The 18,746-nt window shown below is 72.0% G+C and carries 17 protein-coding genes; 10 read left to right on the top strand and 7 right to left on the bottom strand.

Going from position 1 to position 18,746, the window contains the following annotated elements:
• Positions 1-169 precede the first annotated feature (169 nt).
• The 5 genes from ADK66_RS19585 to ADK66_RS19565 all read left to right on the top strand — a co-directional run bounded on the left by ADK66_RS19585 (position 170) and on the right by ADK66_RS19565 (position 4,831).
• Positions 170-1,450, top strand: a complete 1,281-nt coding sequence (locus tag ADK66_RS19585; protein WP_053657402.1) for a PQQ-binding-like beta-propeller repeat protein — start codon at positions 170-172, stop codon at positions 1,448-1,450.
• Between the two features lie 124 nt (positions 1,451-1,574).
• The gene (locus ADK66_RS19580; RefSeq protein WP_053657400.1) at positions 1,575-2,243 is read left to right on the top strand and encodes a response regulator transcription factor; all 669 of its coding nucleotides are present in this window, start codon (positions 1,575-1,577) and stop codon (positions 2,241-2,243) included.
• Between the two features lie 46 nt (positions 2,244-2,289).
• On the top strand, positions 2,290-3,465 hold the full coding sequence (locus ADK66_RS19575) for a cell wall metabolism sensor histidine kinase WalK (protein ID WP_053657398.1): 1,176 nt from the start codon (positions 2,290-2,292) through the stop codon (positions 3,463-3,465).
• Between the two features lie 245 nt (positions 3,466-3,710).
• Positions 3,711-4,121, top strand: coding sequence for a VOC family protein (locus ADK66_RS19570; protein WP_053657396.1), 411 nt, complete (start codon positions 3,711-3,713; stop codon positions 4,119-4,121).
• A 200-nt stretch (positions 4,122-4,321) separates the two neighbouring features.
• On the top strand, positions 4,322-4,831 hold the full coding sequence (locus ADK66_RS19565; protein ID WP_053657395.1) for a hypothetical protein: 510 nt from the start codon (positions 4,322-4,324) through the stop codon (positions 4,829-4,831).
• A gap of 70 nt (positions 4,832-4,901) precedes the next feature.
• Here ADK66_RS19565 and ADK66_RS19560 read toward each other — a convergent pair whose 3' ends face one another.
• From ADK66_RS19560 to ADK66_RS19540, 5 genes are all read right to left on the bottom strand, one after another.
• Positions 4,902-5,720: a hypothetical protein gene (locus tag ADK66_RS19560; protein WP_053657392.1), complete on the bottom strand. Its 819-nt coding sequence runs from the start codon at positions 5,718-5,720 to the stop codon at positions 4,902-4,904.
• Between the two features lie 91 nt (positions 5,721-5,811).
• On the bottom strand, positions 5,812-6,861 hold the full coding sequence (locus tag ADK66_RS19555; protein WP_053657390.1) for a hypothetical protein: 1,050 nt from the start codon (positions 6,859-6,861) through the stop codon (positions 5,812-5,814).
• A 163-nt stretch (positions 6,862-7,024) separates the two neighbouring features.
• Complete coding sequence (locus ADK66_RS19550) at positions 7,025-9,085, bottom strand: 3-hydroxyacyl-CoA dehydrogenase NAD-binding domain-containing protein (protein WP_053657389.1); 2,061 nt, start codon at positions 9,083-9,085, stop codon at positions 7,025-7,027.
• Positions 9,082-10,278 (bottom strand): thiolase family protein, encoded by a 1,197-nt coding sequence (locus ADK66_RS19545; protein ID WP_053657386.1) that lies wholly within the window; start codon positions 10,276-10,278, stop codon positions 9,082-9,084. Before ADK66_RS19545 ends, ADK66_RS19550 begins: the two co-directional genes overlap by 4 nt.
• A gap of 199 nt (positions 10,279-10,477) precedes the next feature.
• Entirely contained in the window at positions 10,478-11,797 is a 1,320-nt protein-coding gene (locus ADK66_RS19540; protein WP_053657384.1) for a ribonuclease D, read from the bottom strand.
• Between the two features lie 210 nt (positions 11,798-12,007).
• On the opposite strand from ADK66_RS19540, the gene ADK66_RS19535 reads away from it, so the two are divergent.
• Positions 12,008-13,162 carry a trypsin-like peptidase domain-containing protein gene (locus ADK66_RS19535; RefSeq protein WP_082377555.1) on the top strand — a complete coding sequence of 385 codons (1,155 nt, stop codon included), beginning with the start codon at positions 12,008-12,010 and terminating at the stop codon, positions 13,160-13,162.
• Between the two features lie 146 nt (positions 13,163-13,308).
• Positions 13,309-14,202, top strand: a complete 894-nt coding sequence (locus ADK66_RS19530; RefSeq protein ID WP_053657380.1) for a hypothetical protein — start codon at positions 13,309-13,311, stop codon at positions 14,200-14,202.
• Positions 14,203-14,248: 46 nt separating this feature from the next.
• Here ADK66_RS19530 and ADK66_RS19525 read toward each other — a convergent pair whose 3' ends face one another.
• The gene (locus tag ADK66_RS19525; RefSeq protein WP_053657378.1) at positions 14,249-14,821 is read right to left on the bottom strand and encodes a DUF3000 domain-containing protein; all 573 of its coding nucleotides are present in this window, start codon (positions 14,819-14,821) and stop codon (positions 14,249-14,251) included.
• Positions 14,822-15,074: 253 nt separating this feature from the next.
• Between ADK66_RS19525 and hemE the strand changes: the two genes are divergently transcribed.
• The 3 genes from hemE to hemQ are packed head-to-tail and all read left to right on the top strand — an operon-like array spanning position 15,075 to position 18,340.
• Positions 15,075-16,226: a uroporphyrinogen decarboxylase gene (hemE, locus tag ADK66_RS19520; protein ID WP_053657375.1), complete on the top strand. Its 1,152-nt coding sequence runs from the start codon at positions 15,075-15,077 to the stop codon at positions 16,224-16,226.
• Positions 16,227-16,232: 6 nt separating this feature from the next.
• Complete coding sequence (gene hemG, locus ADK66_RS19515; RefSeq protein WP_053657374.1) at positions 16,233-17,642, top strand: protoporphyrinogen oxidase; 1,410 nt, start codon at positions 16,233-16,235, stop codon at positions 17,640-17,642.
• Entirely contained in the window at positions 17,639-18,340 is a 702-nt protein-coding gene (gene hemQ / locus ADK66_RS19510; RefSeq protein ID WP_053657371.1) for a hydrogen peroxide-dependent heme synthase, read from the top strand. The genes hemG and hemQ overlap by 4 nt, the downstream gene beginning before the upstream one ends.
• Positions 18,341-18,391: 51 nt before the next feature.
• Here the strand turns inward: hemQ and ADK66_RS19505 are convergent.
• The coding region (locus tag ADK66_RS19505; RefSeq protein ID WP_197281580.1) for a cellulose binding domain-containing protein at positions 18,392-18,746 on the bottom strand (355 nt) is incomplete at its 5' end.

The following is an 18,746-nucleotide window of genomic DNA, read 5'->3' as shown; positions in this document are numbered from 1 at the left end:
GATGGTTGTCGGCCGGCGACAGATTGCCGGCGGTCGGCGGCGAGGAGGGCGGGATGCGGTTACCGGTGAAGGGCCGGCTGCCCGGCGTCGCCGGTAGTTGCCAGGCGTCCCTTCTGGCCCTGCGCTGCCGGCGACCCGACGGCTCGGCCGCGTTCTGGCGGTCTCGGCCGTGACCGGTCCGGTGATCGACCTCGGCGAGTTGCGGCACGGTCCGGACCCGGACCTGTTGCCCCGCCCACCCCGTGCCAACGACCGGCGGCTGCGCTGCGCGCTGGTCCTGTTGCTCGTGTTGGTCACCGTCGCCGCCGGTGCCGCGCTACCGCCTCGCCGGACCGTGGTGACCCTGCCGGCTCGGCTCGGCGCCGACGCGCTTGTCGACGGCGACCTCTTCCTGATCGTCGAGCCGGCAAACACATCGACGCGGCAGGGGCGGCTGGCCGCGTACCGGCTGCCCGGCGGCGCACCGGCCTGGCAGGCGCCGTTGTCGGCCGAGGCCCGGTCCTGGCGTATCACGCCGCTGGCCCGGATGCTGCTGGTCACCGGCTACGAGATCGGGCCGGTGGGCCGGGACACGCTCACCGTGGCGCTGGACCGGGCGACCGGGGCGTTCCGGTGGCAGCAGCCGGGCAGGGCCATCGCGTCGGCTGACGGCAACCTGCTGCTGCATTCCGGCGGCCAGACCGAGGTGAGCAGCCTGCGTGCTGTCGATCCCTGCTGCGGCACCGTGCGCTGGCGGTTGCCGCCCACAAGTGCCCAGATCAGCTTCCGCGACACCGGGCACGGGGTGGACCGGGTGGTGCTCAACCCGGTGAACGCGCCGGTCGAGGTACGCGAGGCGAGCACCGGCGCCGTGCTGGCCAGTGCCAGCCTGCTCCCACCCAACGATGGACCGCTCGGGCTTGAGGTGATGGAAGACCTGCTGCTGGCCGTCGACAGAGGCTCGGCCACTGTCACCGCGTACGGGCTGGACGGGCTGGACCGGCGCTGGACACGTACGACCGGCCCGGTCGAGTTCGCGGCGGACTGTGGCCCCGTTCTGTGTATACGCACAGGTGGGGGTGAACTACTGGCGATCGACCCCGAGACCGGTGGGTTGCGTTGGCGTAGCGACCGCTGGTCGTGGGGCTGGCCGTACGACGGCAGGCTGATGGTGAGCGTCAGCGGTTCCGGTCCGATGGTGCAGTACCTCGTTGTCGATGCGCTGACCGGCGAGGAGCTGGCCGACCTGGGTCGATGGGAGCTGTACCAGGTCGACGACGCCCGCCGGATGGTCGGTTTACGTGGGCATCCCGACGGCGGGCTGCTCGTCGGAGAGTTGGACGCCCGCGCCGGGGAGGTACGGGTCCTGGACGTCCTGCCGCACGCCACAGGGGAATGTCAGGCCATCACGGATCACGTGCTGTGCGCGATCGCGAACAGCTCGTACCAGTTGTGGAACCTGCCCGACTGATCACCGGTTGCCCGGGTGGGCGAGCAGCCCGTACCGCCGCAACGGTGACCGACGCGGGCGTCGAGGGACGATGGTTTGCCGGCCGGCACTAGGTTGTCGGTGGTCAGCAGCGAGGAGGCCGGGTATGCGGGTACTGGTGGTGGAGGACGAGCGCAACCTCGCCGACGCGATCGCGCGCGGGTTGCGCAAGCGGGGCATGGCGGTCGACGTGGCGTACGACGGTGACGCCGGCCAGGAGGCGGCGTTCGTGACCCGGTACGACGTGGTCGTGCTCGACCGCGACCTGCCCGGCGTGCACGGCGACCAGATCTGCGCCGAGCTGGCCGCCTCCGGCGCGCTGACCCGGGTGCTGATGCTGACGGCGAGCGGCACGGTGGCCGACCGGGTGGAGGGGTTGCAGCTCGGCGCGGACGACTACCTGCCGAAACCGTTCGCCTTCGACGAGCTGGTCGCCCGGGTGCAGGCGCTCGGCCGGCGGGCCACCCCCGCCGCGCCGCCGGTGCTCGAACTCGCCGACCTCGTGCTCGACCCGGCCCGCCGGGTCGCCACCCGGGCCGGCGTGCCGATCGACCTGACGAACAAGGAGTTCGGGGTGCTCAGCGAGCTGCTCAAGGCGCGCGGCGCGGTGGTCTCCAGCGAGGAGCTGCTGGAGCGGGTCTGGGACGCCAACACCGACCCGTTCACCACAATCGTCCGGGTCACTGTGATGACGCTGCGCAAGAAGCTCGGCGATCCGCCGCTCATCGAGACGGTCGTGGGCGCGGGTTACCGCACCTCGGAGGTGGGCGTGTGAGCGCGACGGGCGAGCCGGGTCCGCGGTCGCGGACCGAGGTCGTACGGTGAGTCGCCGGTTGCGGCCCACACTTCGGTTGCGGCTGACACTGCTCAACGGCGTGCTGCTTGTCGGCGCGGGCGCGATCCTGGTGCTGCTGGCCTGGCTGCTGGTCCGCGACGCGCTGCGACCCACCGACGAACTGCTGCCCGGCACGACTGTGCTGCTCTCCGACGGTCGGTCGATGGACGCCGCCCAGTGGCAGCGTCAACTTGTCGACGCCGCCTCGGGAGAACTGCTGGCCAAGGGCCTCGTCGCGCTGTTGGCGATCAGCGTCGTCGGGGTGGCCGGTGCGTACGCGGTGGCCGGCCGGGCTCTGCGCCCGCTGCACCAGGTCACCGCTACCGCGCAGCGGCTCGGCGAGGCCACCCTGGACCAGCGGATCGGCTACTCGGGTGCCGACGACGAGGTGGCCGAGCTGGCCAAGACCTTCGACGCCATGCTGGACCGGATCGCGTCGGCGTTCGAGGCGCAGAAGCGATTCGTGGCGAACGCCTCGCACGAGCTGCGTACCCCGCTTGCCGTCATGCGGACCGAGATCGACGTGACGCTCAGCGACGACGACGCGGACACCGCCGAATACCGCCGGATGGCGACAGTGGTGCGCGACGCCTCCGAGCGGGCCAACGGCCTTGTCGACGCGCTGCTGGTGCTGGCGCGCAGCGAGGCACAGGCCGGGCGGCGGCTCGGCCGACGCACCGAATGCGACCTCGCCACGGGCACCGCCAACGCGTTGTCCGCGGTGCGCCGTGAGGTGGAGCGGATCGGCCTGCGCGTGCAGACGTCGCTGGAGCCCGCGCCAGTGGTCGGAGACCCAGGGCTGCTCGACCGGCTCGCCGGCAACCTCATCGAGAACGCCGTCCGCTACAACCATCTGCACGGCCGGCTCTGGGTGCGTACCGGCACCGACGGCCAGCGCTCCTGGCTGGTGGTGGGCAACACCGGGTTCGAGGTGGACCAGGCCGACGTGCCGGGGCTGTTCGAGCCGTTCCGGCGCGGTGGGCGGGAACGCACCGGCGCGCGCGGCTCGGGTCTGGGACTGTCGATCGTGCGGGCGGTCTGCCAGGCGCACGGAGGCACCGTCAAGGTGATCGCCCAGCCCGGCGGCGGCCTGGAGGTGACGGTCACCCTCCCGACGGCGGACGCGCCTTCGGTGCCCTGCCCGGCACCCGGCGCTGGCTGAGCGGGGTTGCGCGGGGCGCGCGGCCGGTGCAAAGATCGCCGGGTCAGCTCGGATGCGAAGGGGGGTGCGTCGATGTCAACGAATGTCTGCTCCGCGCCCCGGGTCCGCGTCGGCTGAGGTCCCGGAGGCGGAGCGTCCCGCACTGGTCGGGCGCTGACCGCCCGTCCACACGGGGAAACCGGTTTCTGCGTGCTGCGCCGCGCCCGGAAACGGTGCCGCGCCACGCTCCACCATGGAGGACCACAGTGAGTTCGACGATCCACAACATCAGCATCGACTGTCGCGACACGTACGCCCTTGCCGGCTTCTGGTCGCAGGTCTTCGACTGCCCCCGGCAGCCGGACGACTTCCCCGGTGACCCGGAGGCGATGCTCCTGCCGCCGGGAGGCCCGGTGGTGCTGTTTCTCGCCGTACCCGAGGGCAAGACGGTGAAGAACCGGCTGCACCTTGACCTGCAACCCGCCGACCGGACCCGCGCCGAGGAGGTCGAGCGGCTGCTCGGCATCGGCGCGACGCTCGTCGACGACCAGACCCGGCCCGACGGCGCTGGGTGGGTGGTGCTCGCCGACCCGGAGGGCAACGAGTTCTGCGTGCTGCGCAGCGCGGCCGAACGGGCTGCGACATCAGCCGCACCGGGTGACACCGACACGGCATAGGCGCCGGCGGTACGGCCGCCTCGAACAGTCAAGATCCGCGCAACTACGCAGATGATGCCGCCTCCGGCTCGCTGGAGGCAGCAGCTTCGGTGAAGGTGCGCGGATCTTGCACTTCCACTCATGATCGGCAGGGGCAGCGGGATGGACTGCGGCGGTGTTAGATGAGCGGCCGTAACAGCCAGAGGAGAGGTGGGCGCCAGATGAACATCACGGGGACCGAGCAGGTGCAGGGGTACCTCACGGCGACCGGTGAACGGCTTCGGGCCGACGGCTGCGAGGTGCGGACCGAAGACTGGGGCGGCGTGGCGGTGCTGATCGGCTACCGGGCCGACTTCAAGCTGCAGTGGATGGCGACCAAACTGCACCTGTTCACGATCGCCGCGCCGGCGACGCTCGTCACTGCGGACGCCCTGCAAACGTTCACCGCCACGGCGACCGACTACGTGCTGGCCCGCAAGGGGCAGCTACGCGGCCTCCAGAACGGCGTGGCGGTGTTCCCCGCGCTGGTCGGTACCCAGATCGAGCCGGCCGCCTCGGAGTGGGCGCAGGAAGGGCAGCGCGTGAAGTTCGCGGCGGTAGCCCGACCGGTGACTGTGGATGTCGGCACCGGTACGGCAAGCGCCTACCGCGGTAATCCGATGCTCGGCTTCGTCTACGCGGCCCACCTGCGGAGCAAGCTGAACGCGTACTTCCCGGCGGTCCGGCACTGAGCCGTGCGTGCCGCACGGCACGGGGCCTCGGCTATCCCCGGGCGGCCGAGGCCCCGGTCATCGTCACGGCTCACGAACGCTGTTCGATCTGACCACGGATGCCGACGAACTCGGCGATCACCTGTTCGGCGGACCTGTAGTACATGAGCACCAGGCCCACGCTGCCCTCGTCCGCCCAGAGGCACACACCGATCGGTACGCCGTTGGTCCGGCCGTTGCCGCAGCGAGCGTCGCCGCCGAGCGGGCCGGGCTCGGTCGCCGTCAAGCCGGTGAGGGCCAGTTGGGGCAGCCAGCTCACCGCGTCGTCCAGTTTCCTCTGCGGGTCGGCCACCACCCCGGAGACAGCGGCGACCTGGATGAAATCCCGCAGGATCGGTTCGCCGTAGAATTCGCCGACCGCGCCTGTCTCGTTCTGCACCGACGGCCTGATCGAGTTGAGCGTCGCGTCGACGACGTTCCGCAGGTCCGGTTCGGTGTACCTCGGTCGTCCGGCGAGGGTGTCGGGCGCGACCACCTTGGTCCTGCTGGCCTCGACGACGTCGCCCGCGCCGTCCTTGACCACGAACCAGGTGACCGCCGCCCCGCCGAGGCAGAGCACCAGCACCGCCGCCAGCGCGATCACCGCGATCGTGCCGACGTTCGACTTCTTCGGCGGCGGGCCGACGGCCAGGTTCGGGTGGCCGTACGGCTGACCGGGCTGTGCAGGCCCGGAGCCCGGCTGCGCGGGCCCGAAGCCCTGCTGCTGCGGCGGTGGCCAGCCAGCGGGCTGCTGCGGCGGCTGGTACTGCGGCCCCGGCTGCTGCGGCGGCCCCGGCTGGTACTGCGGTCCCTGCGGCTGCGGCGGGGGATCGTGCGGCGGGCCGAAGGGGCTGGCCGGCGGCTGGGACATCAGTCAACTCCAGGATCGGACGGCGAGGACTCGAGCACGGCGTCGGTGGTGCCGTGTTTCGGGCAGGTTCGCCCACGCGCTGCCGTGGTGGTCAGGACTGCTGCTCGATCTCCCCCCGGATGGTGACGAACTCCGCCGCCGAGGCGGCCGCGGACGAGAAGAACATCACGATGATCCCGACGCTGCCGTGGTCGGCCCAGGCGCAGACACCCAACGACACCTCCGCGGACTTGCCGTCGCCGCACTTGGCCACCCCACCCAGTGGCCCTGGGGCGATGGTGGTCATCCCCGTCACGGCCATGCCCTTGGACATCGACCGCACCGTGTCGTCGAGCTCTTTCGTGGGGTTGAGCACGAACGTGGAGGCAGCGATCACCATGACCATGTTCCGGTCGCTGGGGCTGCCGTAGAAGGCGCCGACGACATCGTTCTCGCCGCGCACCGAGCCTCTCAGCTCTTGGACCATGTCCTCCGCCAGCTTCTTCAGCGTCGCGTCCGTGCTCTTCGGGCGCCCCGCGAGAGTCTCCGGTGTGACGACCCGGATCTGGGCAGCGGGACTGGACCCCGGCGACGGAGTGGCGGACGAGGAGGCGGTGGCGCTCGGCGTGGTGGCCGGCCCTGTGGTGGGGGCAGCGGTCGGGGTGGGTTTCGGGTCGGCACTCTGATCCCGCTCGTAGGCCACGTAGGCGACTCCGCCCCCGCCGAGGCAGAGCACCAGCAGCCCGACGATGCCCAGGATCAGGATCAGCTGCCGTGACTGCCCCTGTCCGCCGCCGGGATGGGGCGGCGGGTAGCCGGCGTACTGGCCGGCCGGATAGCCGGTCTGCGGCGTGCCGGGATATCCGACGTGCGCTGGGGTGGAGTACGGCGGGGTCGAATGCGGTGAGGTGGAGTACGGCGGGGTCGAGTGCGGCGGCGTGGAGTACGGCGGGGCGGGATAGGGCTGTGTGGGATACGGCTGCTGGGCCGCCGGTGGCGGAGCGGGCTGCGGCGCGCCGTGCCACTGGCCGTCGTACGGCGGCTGCGGCGCCCAACCCTCGGCGGGCGGCTGCTGGTAGCCCTCTGGGCGCGGCGGGTGGAAGTCGTAGCGCGCGTCGGGCTCCGTCTGCCCGGACCAGGGATCGACCGGCGGTGAGGACATTGATCAGCTCCAGGCGAGGGTGCGAACGGGTGATCGTAGCCAGCCACCAGAGGGTCCCACTGTCCCGACCCGACCGGAATCAGGCACAACGACATTCGCGGTGGCTGCCTCCATCCAAGCTGGACGGGGCAACCACCGCGAACGCAGGGTCGGTGTGCGTGGCTCAGGCGGGCAGGCTCGCCGCCCCGCGCGGCAGGAACCGCTGGCCGGTGACCCGCTCGCTGGTGCCGGTCCGGTCAAGGTACGGCGTGACGCCGCCCAGGTGGAACGGCCAGCCGGCACCGAGGATCATGCACAGGTCGATGTCCTGCGCCTCGGCGACGACACCCTCGTCCAGCATGAGCCGGATCTCCTGCGCGAGCGCGTCGAGCGCGTTCTGGCGGACCTGCTCGGCCGTCAGCGGCTGGTCGCCGACCACGAGCAGCTTCGCGACCTCGTCGTTGATCTGGTCGTCGACAACGATCGGCTGGCCGGAGTCGGCGATGCGCTTGAGGTTCTCGCTGACACCGAACCGGTCCGGGTACGCCTCGTGCAGTGTCCCGCCCACGTGGTACGCCACGGCAGGGCCGACCAGTTGGAGCAGGGCGAGCGGGCGCATCGGCAGGCCCAGTGGGTCCAGTGCACTGTTCGCCACGTCCAGCGGAGTGCCCTGGTCGACGGCGGCGAACACGGTGCCCAGGAAGCGGGTGAGCAGCCGGTTGACCACGAACGCCGGAGCGTCCTTGACAAGCACCGAGGACTTCTTCAACTGCTTGCCCACAGCGAACGCGGTGGCCAGGGTGGCGTCGTCGGTGCGCTCGCCCCGGACGATCTCCAGCAGCGGCAGCACCGCCACCGGGTTGAAGAAGTGGAAGCCGACCACCCGCTCCGGGTGCTCCAGCTCCGCGGCCATCTCGGTGATCGACAGCGAACTGGTGTTGGTGGCGAGCACCGCCTCCGGGGAGACGATCTTCTCCAGCTCGGCCCAGACCTGCTTCTTGACGCCCAGGTCCTCGAAGACCGCCTCGATGACGAAGTCGGCGTCGGCGAAGGCGCTCTTGTCGACTGTGCCGCTGACCAGGCCGTACAGCTTGGCGGCGGTGCCCTTGTCCATCCGGCCCTTGCTGACGGCCTTCTCGATCTGGGTGTGCACGTACCCGACGCCCTTGTCCACACGGGACTGGTCCAGGTCGGTCATCACGACCGGCACCTGGAGGCGGCGGGCGAACAGCAGCGCCAACTGGCTGGCCATCAGGCCCGCGCCGACGATGCCGACCTTGGTGACAGTGCGGGCCAGGCCCTTGTCCGGTGCGCCAGCGGGCCGCTTGGCCCGCCGCTGCACAAGGTCGAAGGCGTACAGGCCGCTGCGCAGCTCCTCGGAGAAGACAAGGTCCGCGAGGGCCTCGTCCTCGGCGGCGGTGCCGGCGGCGAAGTCGCCGTCCTTGGCCGTCTCCAGCAGGTCGAGCGCCTTGTACGCGGCCGGGACCGCGCCGTGCAGCCGCTGGTTCAGCGTCTCCCGGGCGAAGTAGAGCACGCCCCCCCACATGTCCTTGTCGACCTCGGGGCGGGTCACAGTGACCTGACCCCGGACGACGCCGGCGGCCCACTCCAGGGACCGCTCCAGGAAGTCGGCCGGCTCCAGCAGTACGTCCGCGATGCCCATCTCGGCGGCCTGCTTCGGCTTGAGCATCTTGTTCTGCATCAGCGGGTTCTGGATGATCACCTGGGTGGCGGCCGGGATGCCGATGAGGTTCGGCAGCAGCTGGGTGCCGCCCCAGCCCGGGACCAGGCCGAGGGAGACCTCGGGCAGGGCCAGCGCAGCCGCGCCACCGGACAGCGTCCGGTAGTGACAGTGCAGCGCCAGCTCCAGCCCGCCGCCCATCGCCGCGCCGTTGACGAACGCGAACGTGGGCACGGGGCTGTCCTTGAGCCGGGCGAAGACCCGGTGGCCGAGCCGGCCGATCTCCAGCGCCTGCGCGCGGTCGGCGAGCTGCGGCAGGCCGACGATGTCCGCGCCCACGCAGAAGATGTACGGCTTGCCGGTGACCGCGATGAACGCCGGATCGGCGGCCAGCGCAGCGGTGATCGCCTCGTCCAGGCTGGTCAGACCGGCCGGGCCGAAGGTGTTCGGCTTGGTGTGGTCGAAGCCGTTGTCGAGCGTGATCAGGGCGGCGGGTCGGTCCAGCCCCGGTACGGTCACCTGACGCAGCAGCGCCTTGGTGACTACCTCGTTGGGTGCCTTCACTTGTTGCCCTCCGTCCAGTGCGGGTTCTCCCAGATGACCGTGCCGCCCATGCCGATGCCGATGCACATGGCGGTCACGCCGTAACGGACCTCGGGGTGCTCGGCGAACTGGCGGGCCAGTTGGGTCATCAGCCGTACGCCGGACGAGGCGAGGGGGTGGCCGATGGCGATCGCGCCGCCCCACGGGTTGACCCGGGGGTCGTCGTCGGCGATGCCGAAGTGGTCGAGGAAGGCGAGCACCTGCACGGCGAACGCCTCGTTCAACTCGAACAGGCCGATGTCGTCGATGCTCAGGCCGGCGATGCGCAGCGCCTTCTCGGTCGAGGGGATCGGGCCGACGCCCATCACCTCCGGCTCCACGCCGACGAAGCCGAACGACACCAGCCGCATGGCGACGGGCAGGCCCAGCTCGCGGGCGGTGGCCTCGTCGGCGATCAGGCTCGCGGTGGCGCCGTCGTTCAGGCCGGCCGCGTTACCCGCGGTGACCTTGCCGTGCGGGCGGAACGGCGTCTTCAGCGTGGCCAGCTTCTCCAGGGAGGTGTCCCGGGGAGCCTCGTCGGCGGTGGCCAGACCCCAGCCACCCTCGGCGTCGCGGATGGCCACCGGCACCAGGTCGTCCTGGAGCTTGCCGTTGGCGTACGCCTTCGCGGTCTTCTGCTGGGAGGCGAGCGCGAACGCGTCGGTGCGGGCCTTGGTGATGTGCGGGACCCGGTCGTGCAGGTTCTCGGCGGTGGCGCCCATGACCAGTGCGGACGGGTCGACAAGCTTCTCCGCGACGATCCGCGGGTTGGGGTCGACGCCCTCACCCATCGGGTGGCGGCCCATGTGCTCGACGCCGCCTGCGATGGCGATGTCGTACGCGCCCATGGCGATGCCACCGGCGACGGTGGTCACCGCGGTCATGGCGCCGGCGCACATCCGGTCGATGGCGAAGCCGGGAACGGTCTTGGGCAGCCCGGACAGCAGCGCGGCGGTGCGGCCGATGGTGAGGCCCTGGTCACCGATCTGGGTGGTGGCCGCGATGGCGACCTCCTCGACCCGCTCCGGCGGCAGCTGCGGGTTACGGCGCAGCAGTTCGCGGATACAGCGGATCACCAGGTCGTCGGCGCGGGTGTTGGCGTACATGCCACCCGCCTTGCCGAACGGGGTACGGACGCCGTCGACGAAGACGACATCTCGGACTTCACGGGGCACTTGAGCCTCCTATTCGACCATGTTCCGGCCTTGGCGCCGGCAGGCAGCACTCGGAACGAAGCAGGGTCGCCGACACGGGCACGTTTCCCCCGAATGCTACTCGTCAGTAACCAACTCGTCCGCACGCCCCGCTGTGGCCCACCCCACACCGCCGGGCGTCGGGAAGCGGCACACCAGGGATGGGGCGGCACGCCAGCGATCAGGTCGAGGGGGACAGGGCCGCGGTCAGCTCAGCGGTCAGCAGGCCGATCTGCCACTCGCGGGCGTTGAAGCCACGCAGCGTGTCCGCCACCGTCTCCTCGGTGAGCTCCTCCGGCGGGGTCCACGCCAGCCGGCGTACCGAATCGGGGGTGATCAGATTCTCCGGGGGCAGGTTGTGCTCGCCCGCGATGCGGACCACCACCTCCCGGCAGCGGGCCAACCGGCCCGCCGCCACCGGGTCCCGTTCGGCCCACCGGTGCGGCGGAGGTGGACCCTCCACAGCAGGGGTGACCGGAAGCGCGTCGTCGGGCAGTTGACGGGCGTCGTCGAGCGCGGCCAGCCACGTGCGGGCCAGCCGGCGAACCGACCGGCCACCGAAGCCCGGCAGCGTCAACAGCGTCTTCTCGTCCTTCGGGTCCAACTCGGCGGCGGCGACGATCGCCGAGTCCGGCAGCACCCGACCGGGCGCGGCATCCCGCCGGGACGCGATCTGGTCCCGGGCGTACCACAACGAGCGCACCCGGGCCTGAGCCCGCGCCCCCCGCACCCGGTGGATGCCGGACGTACGTCGCCAGGGCTCCGCGCGGACCCGGGGCGGTTTGGCGCCGGTCCGCACCAGCGCGGCGAACTCCTCGGCGGCCCAGGCCGACTTTCCCTGCCGGGTCAACTCGGCGTCGAGCGCGTCCCGCAGATCGGTGAGCAGCTCCACGTCGAGGGCCGCGTAGGTCAACCACGACTCGGGCAGCGGACGACTTGACCAATCGGCTGCCGAGTGATGCTTCTCAAGGGTGAATCCGAGTAGCTGCTCGGTCAGCGCGGCCAGGCCGACCCGCTCGAACCCGGCCAGCCGAGCGGCCAGTTCCGTGTCGAAGAGCCGGCGCGGACGCAAACCGACCTCGGCCAGGCACGGCAGATCCTGACTCGCGGCATGCAGCACCCACTCGGCCTCGCCGATCACCGCGTCCAGCGTGCTGAGATCGGGCAGCGGAAGCGGGTCGATAAGCGCCGTGCCGGCACCCGCGCGGCGCAGCTGCACCAGGTAGGCGCGCTGGCTGTAGCGGTAGCCGGAGGCGCGTTCGGCGTCCAGGGCAACCGGGCCGGTGCCCGCCGCGAAGCGGGCCACGACCTCGGCAAGCTCCGCCGGGGCGGCCACCGGGTCGGGGGTGCCGTCACGCGGGGCGATCAGCGGAACTGGCCCACCGTCGGTCGGGTCGGGCCCCTCGCCTGCCTGCTGCGGCTGGGCCGACGGCGGGTGGTGGGGTGCGTGTCCCGGGAGTTCTTCGGTGGGCCGACGGCGCAGGGGTGGTTCGTCGGTCACCTGCCAACCCTAGTGCGCGCGCCGATATTGCGGGTGCAGCCGGTCCGGCGTGTGTCGATCGGCTGGCCACAAGATGTCCATTCGGATGCCGGACATCGGGGGAGACAAAGCCCGTTCACGCAGGTACGGTCCATCGAGCCGCGAGCCCGCGATCGGGTGACAATCAGATCGACGGGCGGCACAGGAAGATCACGGGAGGGCAAGGCGATCATGACGGCTGGCTTCGGCGCGCAGGACGGCCGACCGGAGGGGGCCGCGCCTCACGACATGAGCGGAGCAGGAGCCGGGCGACCGGGACCGCTGCCACCGCGCATCGAGCCGCACCCACCCGCAGGCGCCAGTTGGCCGGCGGCGCAGACCGGCGGCACAGTCCACCCGCAGGCCGTGCCGGCGCCCCGCACCGGCTGGGCACCCCCACCCAACGCCGCCCAGTGGAGTGCGGCGCCCCAGGCCAACCCGCCGGCCGCGCCGCGCGGCCCCGCACCACTTCCGTACGGCACGGCAACGCCCCAGGGCGGCCCGCCACCGGCGCCGTACGGCTCGACGCCGGGCGGCCCGTACGCCCCGCCACCACCGGCCCAGCCCGGCCGTCGTCGCTTGCCGATGGTCCTCGCCACGGCACTTGTCGTGCTTCTGGCGGCCGTGACCGGAGTGCAGGCGTACCAACTCGACAGGCTCGGCGACCGGCTCGCCGCCACCGACAAGCGGCTGGCGCAGGGCCAGGAAGGCGACGCCCTCCGCCTCGACGGCCTGGAGACTCGCGCGGACGAGTTGGAGAAGCAGGCCGGCGCGGCGTTCAACCCGGAGGCGGTGGCCAGCGCCGTGCTGCCCAGCGTGTTCCGGGTGCGTGCAGGTCAGTTCACCGGCTCGGCGTTCGCGGTGGGCAAGCCGACCTCCGACGGCGGGACCAACCTGTTCACCAACTTCCACGTTGTCGAAGCGGTCTGGGAGGGCGGCGGGCGCCAGGTCTTCCTGGAACGCACCGACCAGCGCTTCCCGGCCACCATCGTCAAGGTCGACAAGACCAACGATGTGGCGCACCTGCGGACGACCAACAAGTTCACCGGCCTGGTCACCGCACCCACCGCAGTGAAATCCGGCCAGCAGATCATCGTCGTCGGCGCTCCACTCGGCCTGGAGGACAGCGTCACCACCGGCGTGGTGAGCGCCCTGCGTTCCGCCCAGGGCTCCTCCGGACCGACAATCCAGTTCGATGCCCCGATCAACCCCGGAAACTCCGGCGGGCCGGTGATCAACGGCAGCAAGCAGGTGGTCGGTATCGCCACCGCCAAGGCCCGCGACGCCGAGGGCATCGGCCTGGCCGTACCGATCAAGGTCGCCTGCGACGGCTTCAAGATCTGCTGATCGGACGGCTCCGCCCGCCCGCACCACCCCCGGCCACCGCCAGCCGTTCCCCGATCCCGGCCGGGTCCTCGGACCCGGACAACCTCGCCGTACCCGGTCCGTCGCGCCTACCGGCGGACGACCCGCTCACCTGGAGGAACAACATCATGTCCCAGCCACCGTCCGGACCGGAGGGCTACCCGCCGGCCGCACCGACGCCGCCGGGCTCGCCGGCCGGACTGCCGAACCCACCGCAGCAGTACGCGCCGGGCCACGCCACGCCGCAGCAGCAGTACGCGCACGGCCAGGCCACCCCGCCGCAGCCCGGCCAGCCCACGCCGCAGCAGTACGCGTCGGGTCAGGCCGCCCCCCAGTACGGCACCGGCCAGCCGACGCCGTCGCAGTACGGCACCAGCCAGCCCACGCCGTCGCAGTACGGCACCGGCCAGCCGACGCCGGGCTACCCGGCCAGCGCCCCGCCGTACGGCGGTCAGGTCTCCGCGCCGCCGGTCTCCGGTGGGGCGTACGGGCAGCCGATGTCCGCCCCGCCGATGTCCGCGCCGCCGGTCTCCGGTCCGTCGTACGGGCAGCCGATGTCGGGCCCGCCCGGTGCGCCGCAGTACGGACCGGCCGCCGCGCAGCCGCCCCGCAAGGGTCGCGCGGTGCTGGTGCTGGCTCTGGTGGCCGGTCTGCTCTTCGTTGTCAGCGGGGTGATGACCGGGCTGTTCGTGACGAAGAACAACGAGCTGAACCGTACCGAGAAGCGCCTCACCAGCCAGGTCAGCGAGCGTGACGGCACCATCGCGGCCAACACCACCGAGATCTCCAAGCTCAAGACCGACCTGAAGACCATGCAGGACAAGCTCGACAACACCGAGCAGGACCTGACCGGCACCCGCAACGACCGCGACGAGCAGGCCCGGCAGAAGAAGGTGATCGCCAGCTGCCTGGACAAGCTGACCACCGCGCTCGGCGCGGCGGCGGCCGGCAACAGGAGCGCGTACGACGCGGCGATGAAGGGTCTCGACAAGGTCTGCGACGAGGCGGAGAACTACCTGTAAGCCCGACCGACGTCCGCCCCGACCCGTGTGAACGGGCGGGGCGGCGTCAGGCGGTGCCGGCTGCCCGGCGGTCGGAGAGGGCGGTGACCCCGGGCGGCGGGAGGCCGGCCGTGGAGGCGAGCAGCGTGCACCAGCCCAGCAGGTGCGGGGCGAGGTCGTCGGTCACCGGCGTCCAGGATGCGCGGATCTCGATGTCCCCGGCGGTCGGTGGGCCGGCCAGATCACCGAACCGGGTCGACATGGTCTGGGTGACAGTTCCGCCGATCGCGCGGTGGGCCGCCTCCTGGGTTTCCAGGGCGTCGGTCAGCCAGGTCCAGCCGACGCCGGGCAGCAGCGGGTCGGCGGCGAGGTCTACCTCCAGCTCGGCGGTCACGTAGGTGACAAGCCGCAGGGTGCCCTGCCACGCCTCGTGCCCGGCCGGGTCGTGCAGCAGGATCAGCCGCCCGGTGGCCACCTCGTCGCCGTCGCGCAGCACCGCCGCGGAGAGTGCGAACGTGTAGGGCGCCAGCCGCTGGGGGGCGCCGACCTCCTCCAGCGTGATCTCCGGCCGAGGCGCCGGCGACCGCAGTCCGGCGACCGCGCGGACGAAGGTCTCCGGGAGCGCGATCGGGGGGGCCATGTCGGCAGCCTATGCCGCCGTCGGCCCACCCGCTTCGACGGCGCGCCGAGGCCCCATCCGACGGCGCCCCGACGCCCTATCCGACGGCGGCGGCCGCGCCTGCGGGCGCGGCAGTGCATATCGCCCACCAGAGCCCGCCCGCACCGTGCTCCGATGTTAGGAGGGGGCCCCTGCTCTACCGGAGGCGTTAAGAAGGTGCCCTTCCTTTCACCCCAGGTGGGGTGGGGGTGCAGGGCGTGGAAGGATTGCGGCGATGACCACGGAAACCACGGGCACTGCCGCCCGAGACGGAGACCCGCGCCCAGGCGGCCCCGCCGACTCGCCCTTCATCAGGGCCTGCCGGCGTCGCCCCGGCCCGCACACACCGGTCTGGTTCATGCGCCAGGCCGGCCGCTCGCTCCCGGAGTACCGGGAGATCAGGGCGAGCGTGCCGATGCTGGAGTCCTGCCGCCGCGCCGATCTGGTAACCGAGATCACCCTCCAGCCGGTACGCCGGCACGGTGTCGACGCGGCCATCCTGTTCAGCGACATCGTGGTGCCCGTCGCCGCGGCCGGGATCGACCTGGACATCGTGCCGGGCACCGGCCCGGTGGTCGCCGAACCGATCCGTAGCGCCGCCGACGTGGAGCGCATCCGCCTGATCACCCGCGACGACGTCCCGTACGTCGACGAGGCCGTCCGGCAGTTGGTGGTCGAGCTGGGCGACACCCCGTTGATCGGTTTCGCGGGCGCCCCGTTCACACTTGCCAGCTACCTGGTCGAGGGCGGTCCGTCGCGGACCCACGCGAAGACCAAGGCGCTGATGTACGGCGACCCGGAGCTGTGGCACGCGCTCGCCGGCCGGCTGGCCGAGGTGACGCTCGCCTTCCTGCGGGTGCAGATCGAGGCCGGCGTGTCCGCGGTGCAGCTGTTCGACTCGTGGGCGGGCACCCTCTCCGAGGCCGACTACCGCCGCTACGTGCTGCCGCACTCGACCGCCGTGTTGAGCGGGCTGGCCGACGACTGCTCCGGGTCGGGGCGCGGCGATAGACGCGCCGAGCCGGAGCGGTCGCACGCCGGGGTACCGCGGATCCACTTCGGTGTGGGCACCGCCGAGCTGCTCGGCGCGATGGGCGAGGCCGGCGCGGACGTGGTCGGCGTGGACTGGCGTACCCCGCTGGACGTGGCCACCGGCCGCATCGGCCCGGACAAGGCGGTGCAGGGCAACCTGGACCCGTGCGTGCTGCTCGCGCCGTGGCCGGTGGTGGAGGCCGAGGTGCGCCGCATCCTGGACCAGGGTCGGGCCGCACCCGGACACGTGTTCAACCTCGGTCACGGCGTGCTGCCCGAGACCGACCCGGAGGTGCTGACCCGGGTGGTCGCGCTTGTGCACGAGCTGTCCAGCCGCCGGGCTGACCAGGGCTGACACGCGATGGGGCAGCCCTGGCGGGTGGCGGTGGTCGGCGGCGGGATCGCCGGGTTGGCCGCCGCGGTCCGGTTGCGCGACCGTGCCCCGGCCGGCACCGAGATCACGGTGTACGAGCAGTCCGGTGTGCTGGGTGGCAAGCTGCGCACCGGGGAGCTTGCCGGTCAGCCGGTGGAGTTCGGGGCCGAGTCCTTCCTGCTGCGTGATCCGACCGGGGCCGAGAGCGGGGCTGTGGCGTTGGTCCGCAGGCTCGGGCTTGCCGACCAGATCGTGCACCCCACCGTCGGGCAGGCGGCCCTCGTCGTCGACGGCATGCTGCGCCCCATCCCGGGCGGCACGCTTGTGGGCGTACCCGGGGATCTGGAACGGGTGACCACCGTCGCCCGGCCGACCGCGGACGCCGACACCGACGGCGGCCGGCCGCTTGTCGAGCCCGGCATGGACGTCTCGGTGGGCGCGCTGGTCCGGGCTCGCTTCGGCGACGAGGTGGTCGACAGGCTTGTCGACCCGATGCTGGGCGGCGTGTACGCGGGCCGCGCCGACGACCTCTCCCTGGTCACCACGATGCCGGCGCTGGCGCGCACCGCCCAGGTCGAACACACGCTGGTCGGGGCGGTCCGTGCGGCGCAGGCCGCCGCGCCGCGTGCCCCCGGCGCCCCGGTCTTCGGCACCCTGGCCGGCGGGCTGAGCACTCTCGTGGACGCGGCGGCGACGGCGAGCGGCGCGACGGTACGACGTGACGCCGCCGTCCGTGAGGTGACGCCCACGGCCACGGGCTGGCGGCTCACCGTCGGCCCCACCCGTGAGCCCGAGCTGATCGACGTGGACGCCGTGGTGCTGGCGGTGCCGGCCCGGCCGGCGGCCCGGCTGCTCAGCGGGCCGGCACCGGCAGCCGCCGCAGCCGTCGGAGAGCTGGACTACGCCAGCGTCGCCCTTGTCACAGTGGCGCTGCCGCAACCTGAGTTGCCCGAGCTGTCCGGTTTTCTGGTGCCGAGCACCGAAGGACTGTTGATCAAGGCGTCGACGTTCTTCACCACGAAGTGGGGGCACCTGCGTCGGCCGGACGGGCTGGCGCTGGTCCGCGCGTCGGTGGGCCGGTACGGCGAGGAGGCGCAGCTCCAACGCCCGGACGAGGACCTGGCCGCGACAGTGCACCGGGAGTTGTCGGCGGTGCTCGGCGTGCCGCTTCCCGCACCTGTCGACGGGCACGTGCAGCGGTGGGGCGGTTCGCTGCCGCAGTACACCCCGGGGCACGCCGACCGGGTGGCCGCCGCGCGTACGGCGCTGCGGATCGCCCATCCCACACTGACCCTGGCCGGCGCCGGTTACGACGGTGTCGGCATTCCGGTCTGCGTCCGCTCCGGCGAGACGGCGGCCGACGAGATCATCACAGCACTGGGAGGACCGGCGAGATGACCGAGCAGACAAACGCGGCACGGCTGCGGGAGCTGAACGACAGCATCCGCTACACGATGTGGTCGGTGTTCCGGGCCAGCGCCCCGCTGCCGTCGTTGCGGGACAACGTCACAGGTGAGGTCGAGGCCCTCTTCGAGGAGCTGTCCGGCAAGGACGTGGTGATCCGGGGCGTGTACGACGTCGCCGGCCTGCGTGCCGACGCCGACGTGATGATCTGGTGGCACTCCGCGTCCAGCGACGCCCTCCAGGACGCGTACCTGCGATTCCGGCGCACCACCCTCGGGCGGGCGCTGACCCCGGTCTGGTCGCAGATGGCGCTGCACCGGCCGGCGGAGTTCAACAAGAGCCACATCCCGGCGTTCCTGGCCGGCGAGGAGGCCCGCCCGTACCTGTGCGTCTACCCGTTCGTCCGGTCCTACGAGTGGTATCTGCTGCCCGACGCCGAGCGGCGTGAGCTGCTGGCCGAGCACGGCAAGATGGCCCGTGGCTACCCGGACGTGCGGGCCAACACCGTCGCCTCGTTCGCCCTGGGCGACTACGAGTGGATGTTGGCGTTCGAGGCCGACGAGCTGCACCGCATCGTCGACCTGATGCGTGACCTGCGTGCCTCCGGCGCCCGCCGGCACGTCCGCGAGGAGGTCCCCTTCTACACGGGCCGCCGCCGGTCGGTCGCCGAGATCGTCAACTGCCTGGTCTGAGCCCCGCCGTCCGGCGCCGCACCCCCGCCCGGGTGCGGCGCCGGCCGGGGATCAACTGGTCGTCGTGCAGGAGACCAGCGGAACTGGGTTGCTGCCGTTCCACGAACCGAGGAAACCGAACGTGGCGCTCGCCCCGGCGGCAAGTGTGCCGTTGTGGTTGGCGTTACGTGCCGTTACCTGCGTGCCGCTCGTGCTGACTGTGGCGTTCCACGACGACGTGACCTGCTGGCCGTTGCCGTAGTTCCAACTCACCGACCAGCCTCGGGTCCCTGAACTGCCGGCGGTCACCTTCACCTCGCCCTGGAAGCCACCGGACCACTGGCCGGTGACCTGGTACGTCGCCGTGCAGGCTCCGGCCGGCGGAGGCGTGGTCGGCGGCGGGGTGGTCGGCGGGGGAGTGGTGGGC

This window comes from Micromonospora sp. NRRL B-16802, assembly GCF_001279555.1.
Taxonomy (GTDB): domain Bacteria; phylum Actinomycetota; class Actinomycetes; order Mycobacteriales; family Micromonosporaceae; genus Micromonospora; species Micromonospora profundi.
The sequence above is the reverse complement of the archived record's forward strand: the minus strand, read 5'-3'. Positions and strand labels throughout refer to the sequence as shown.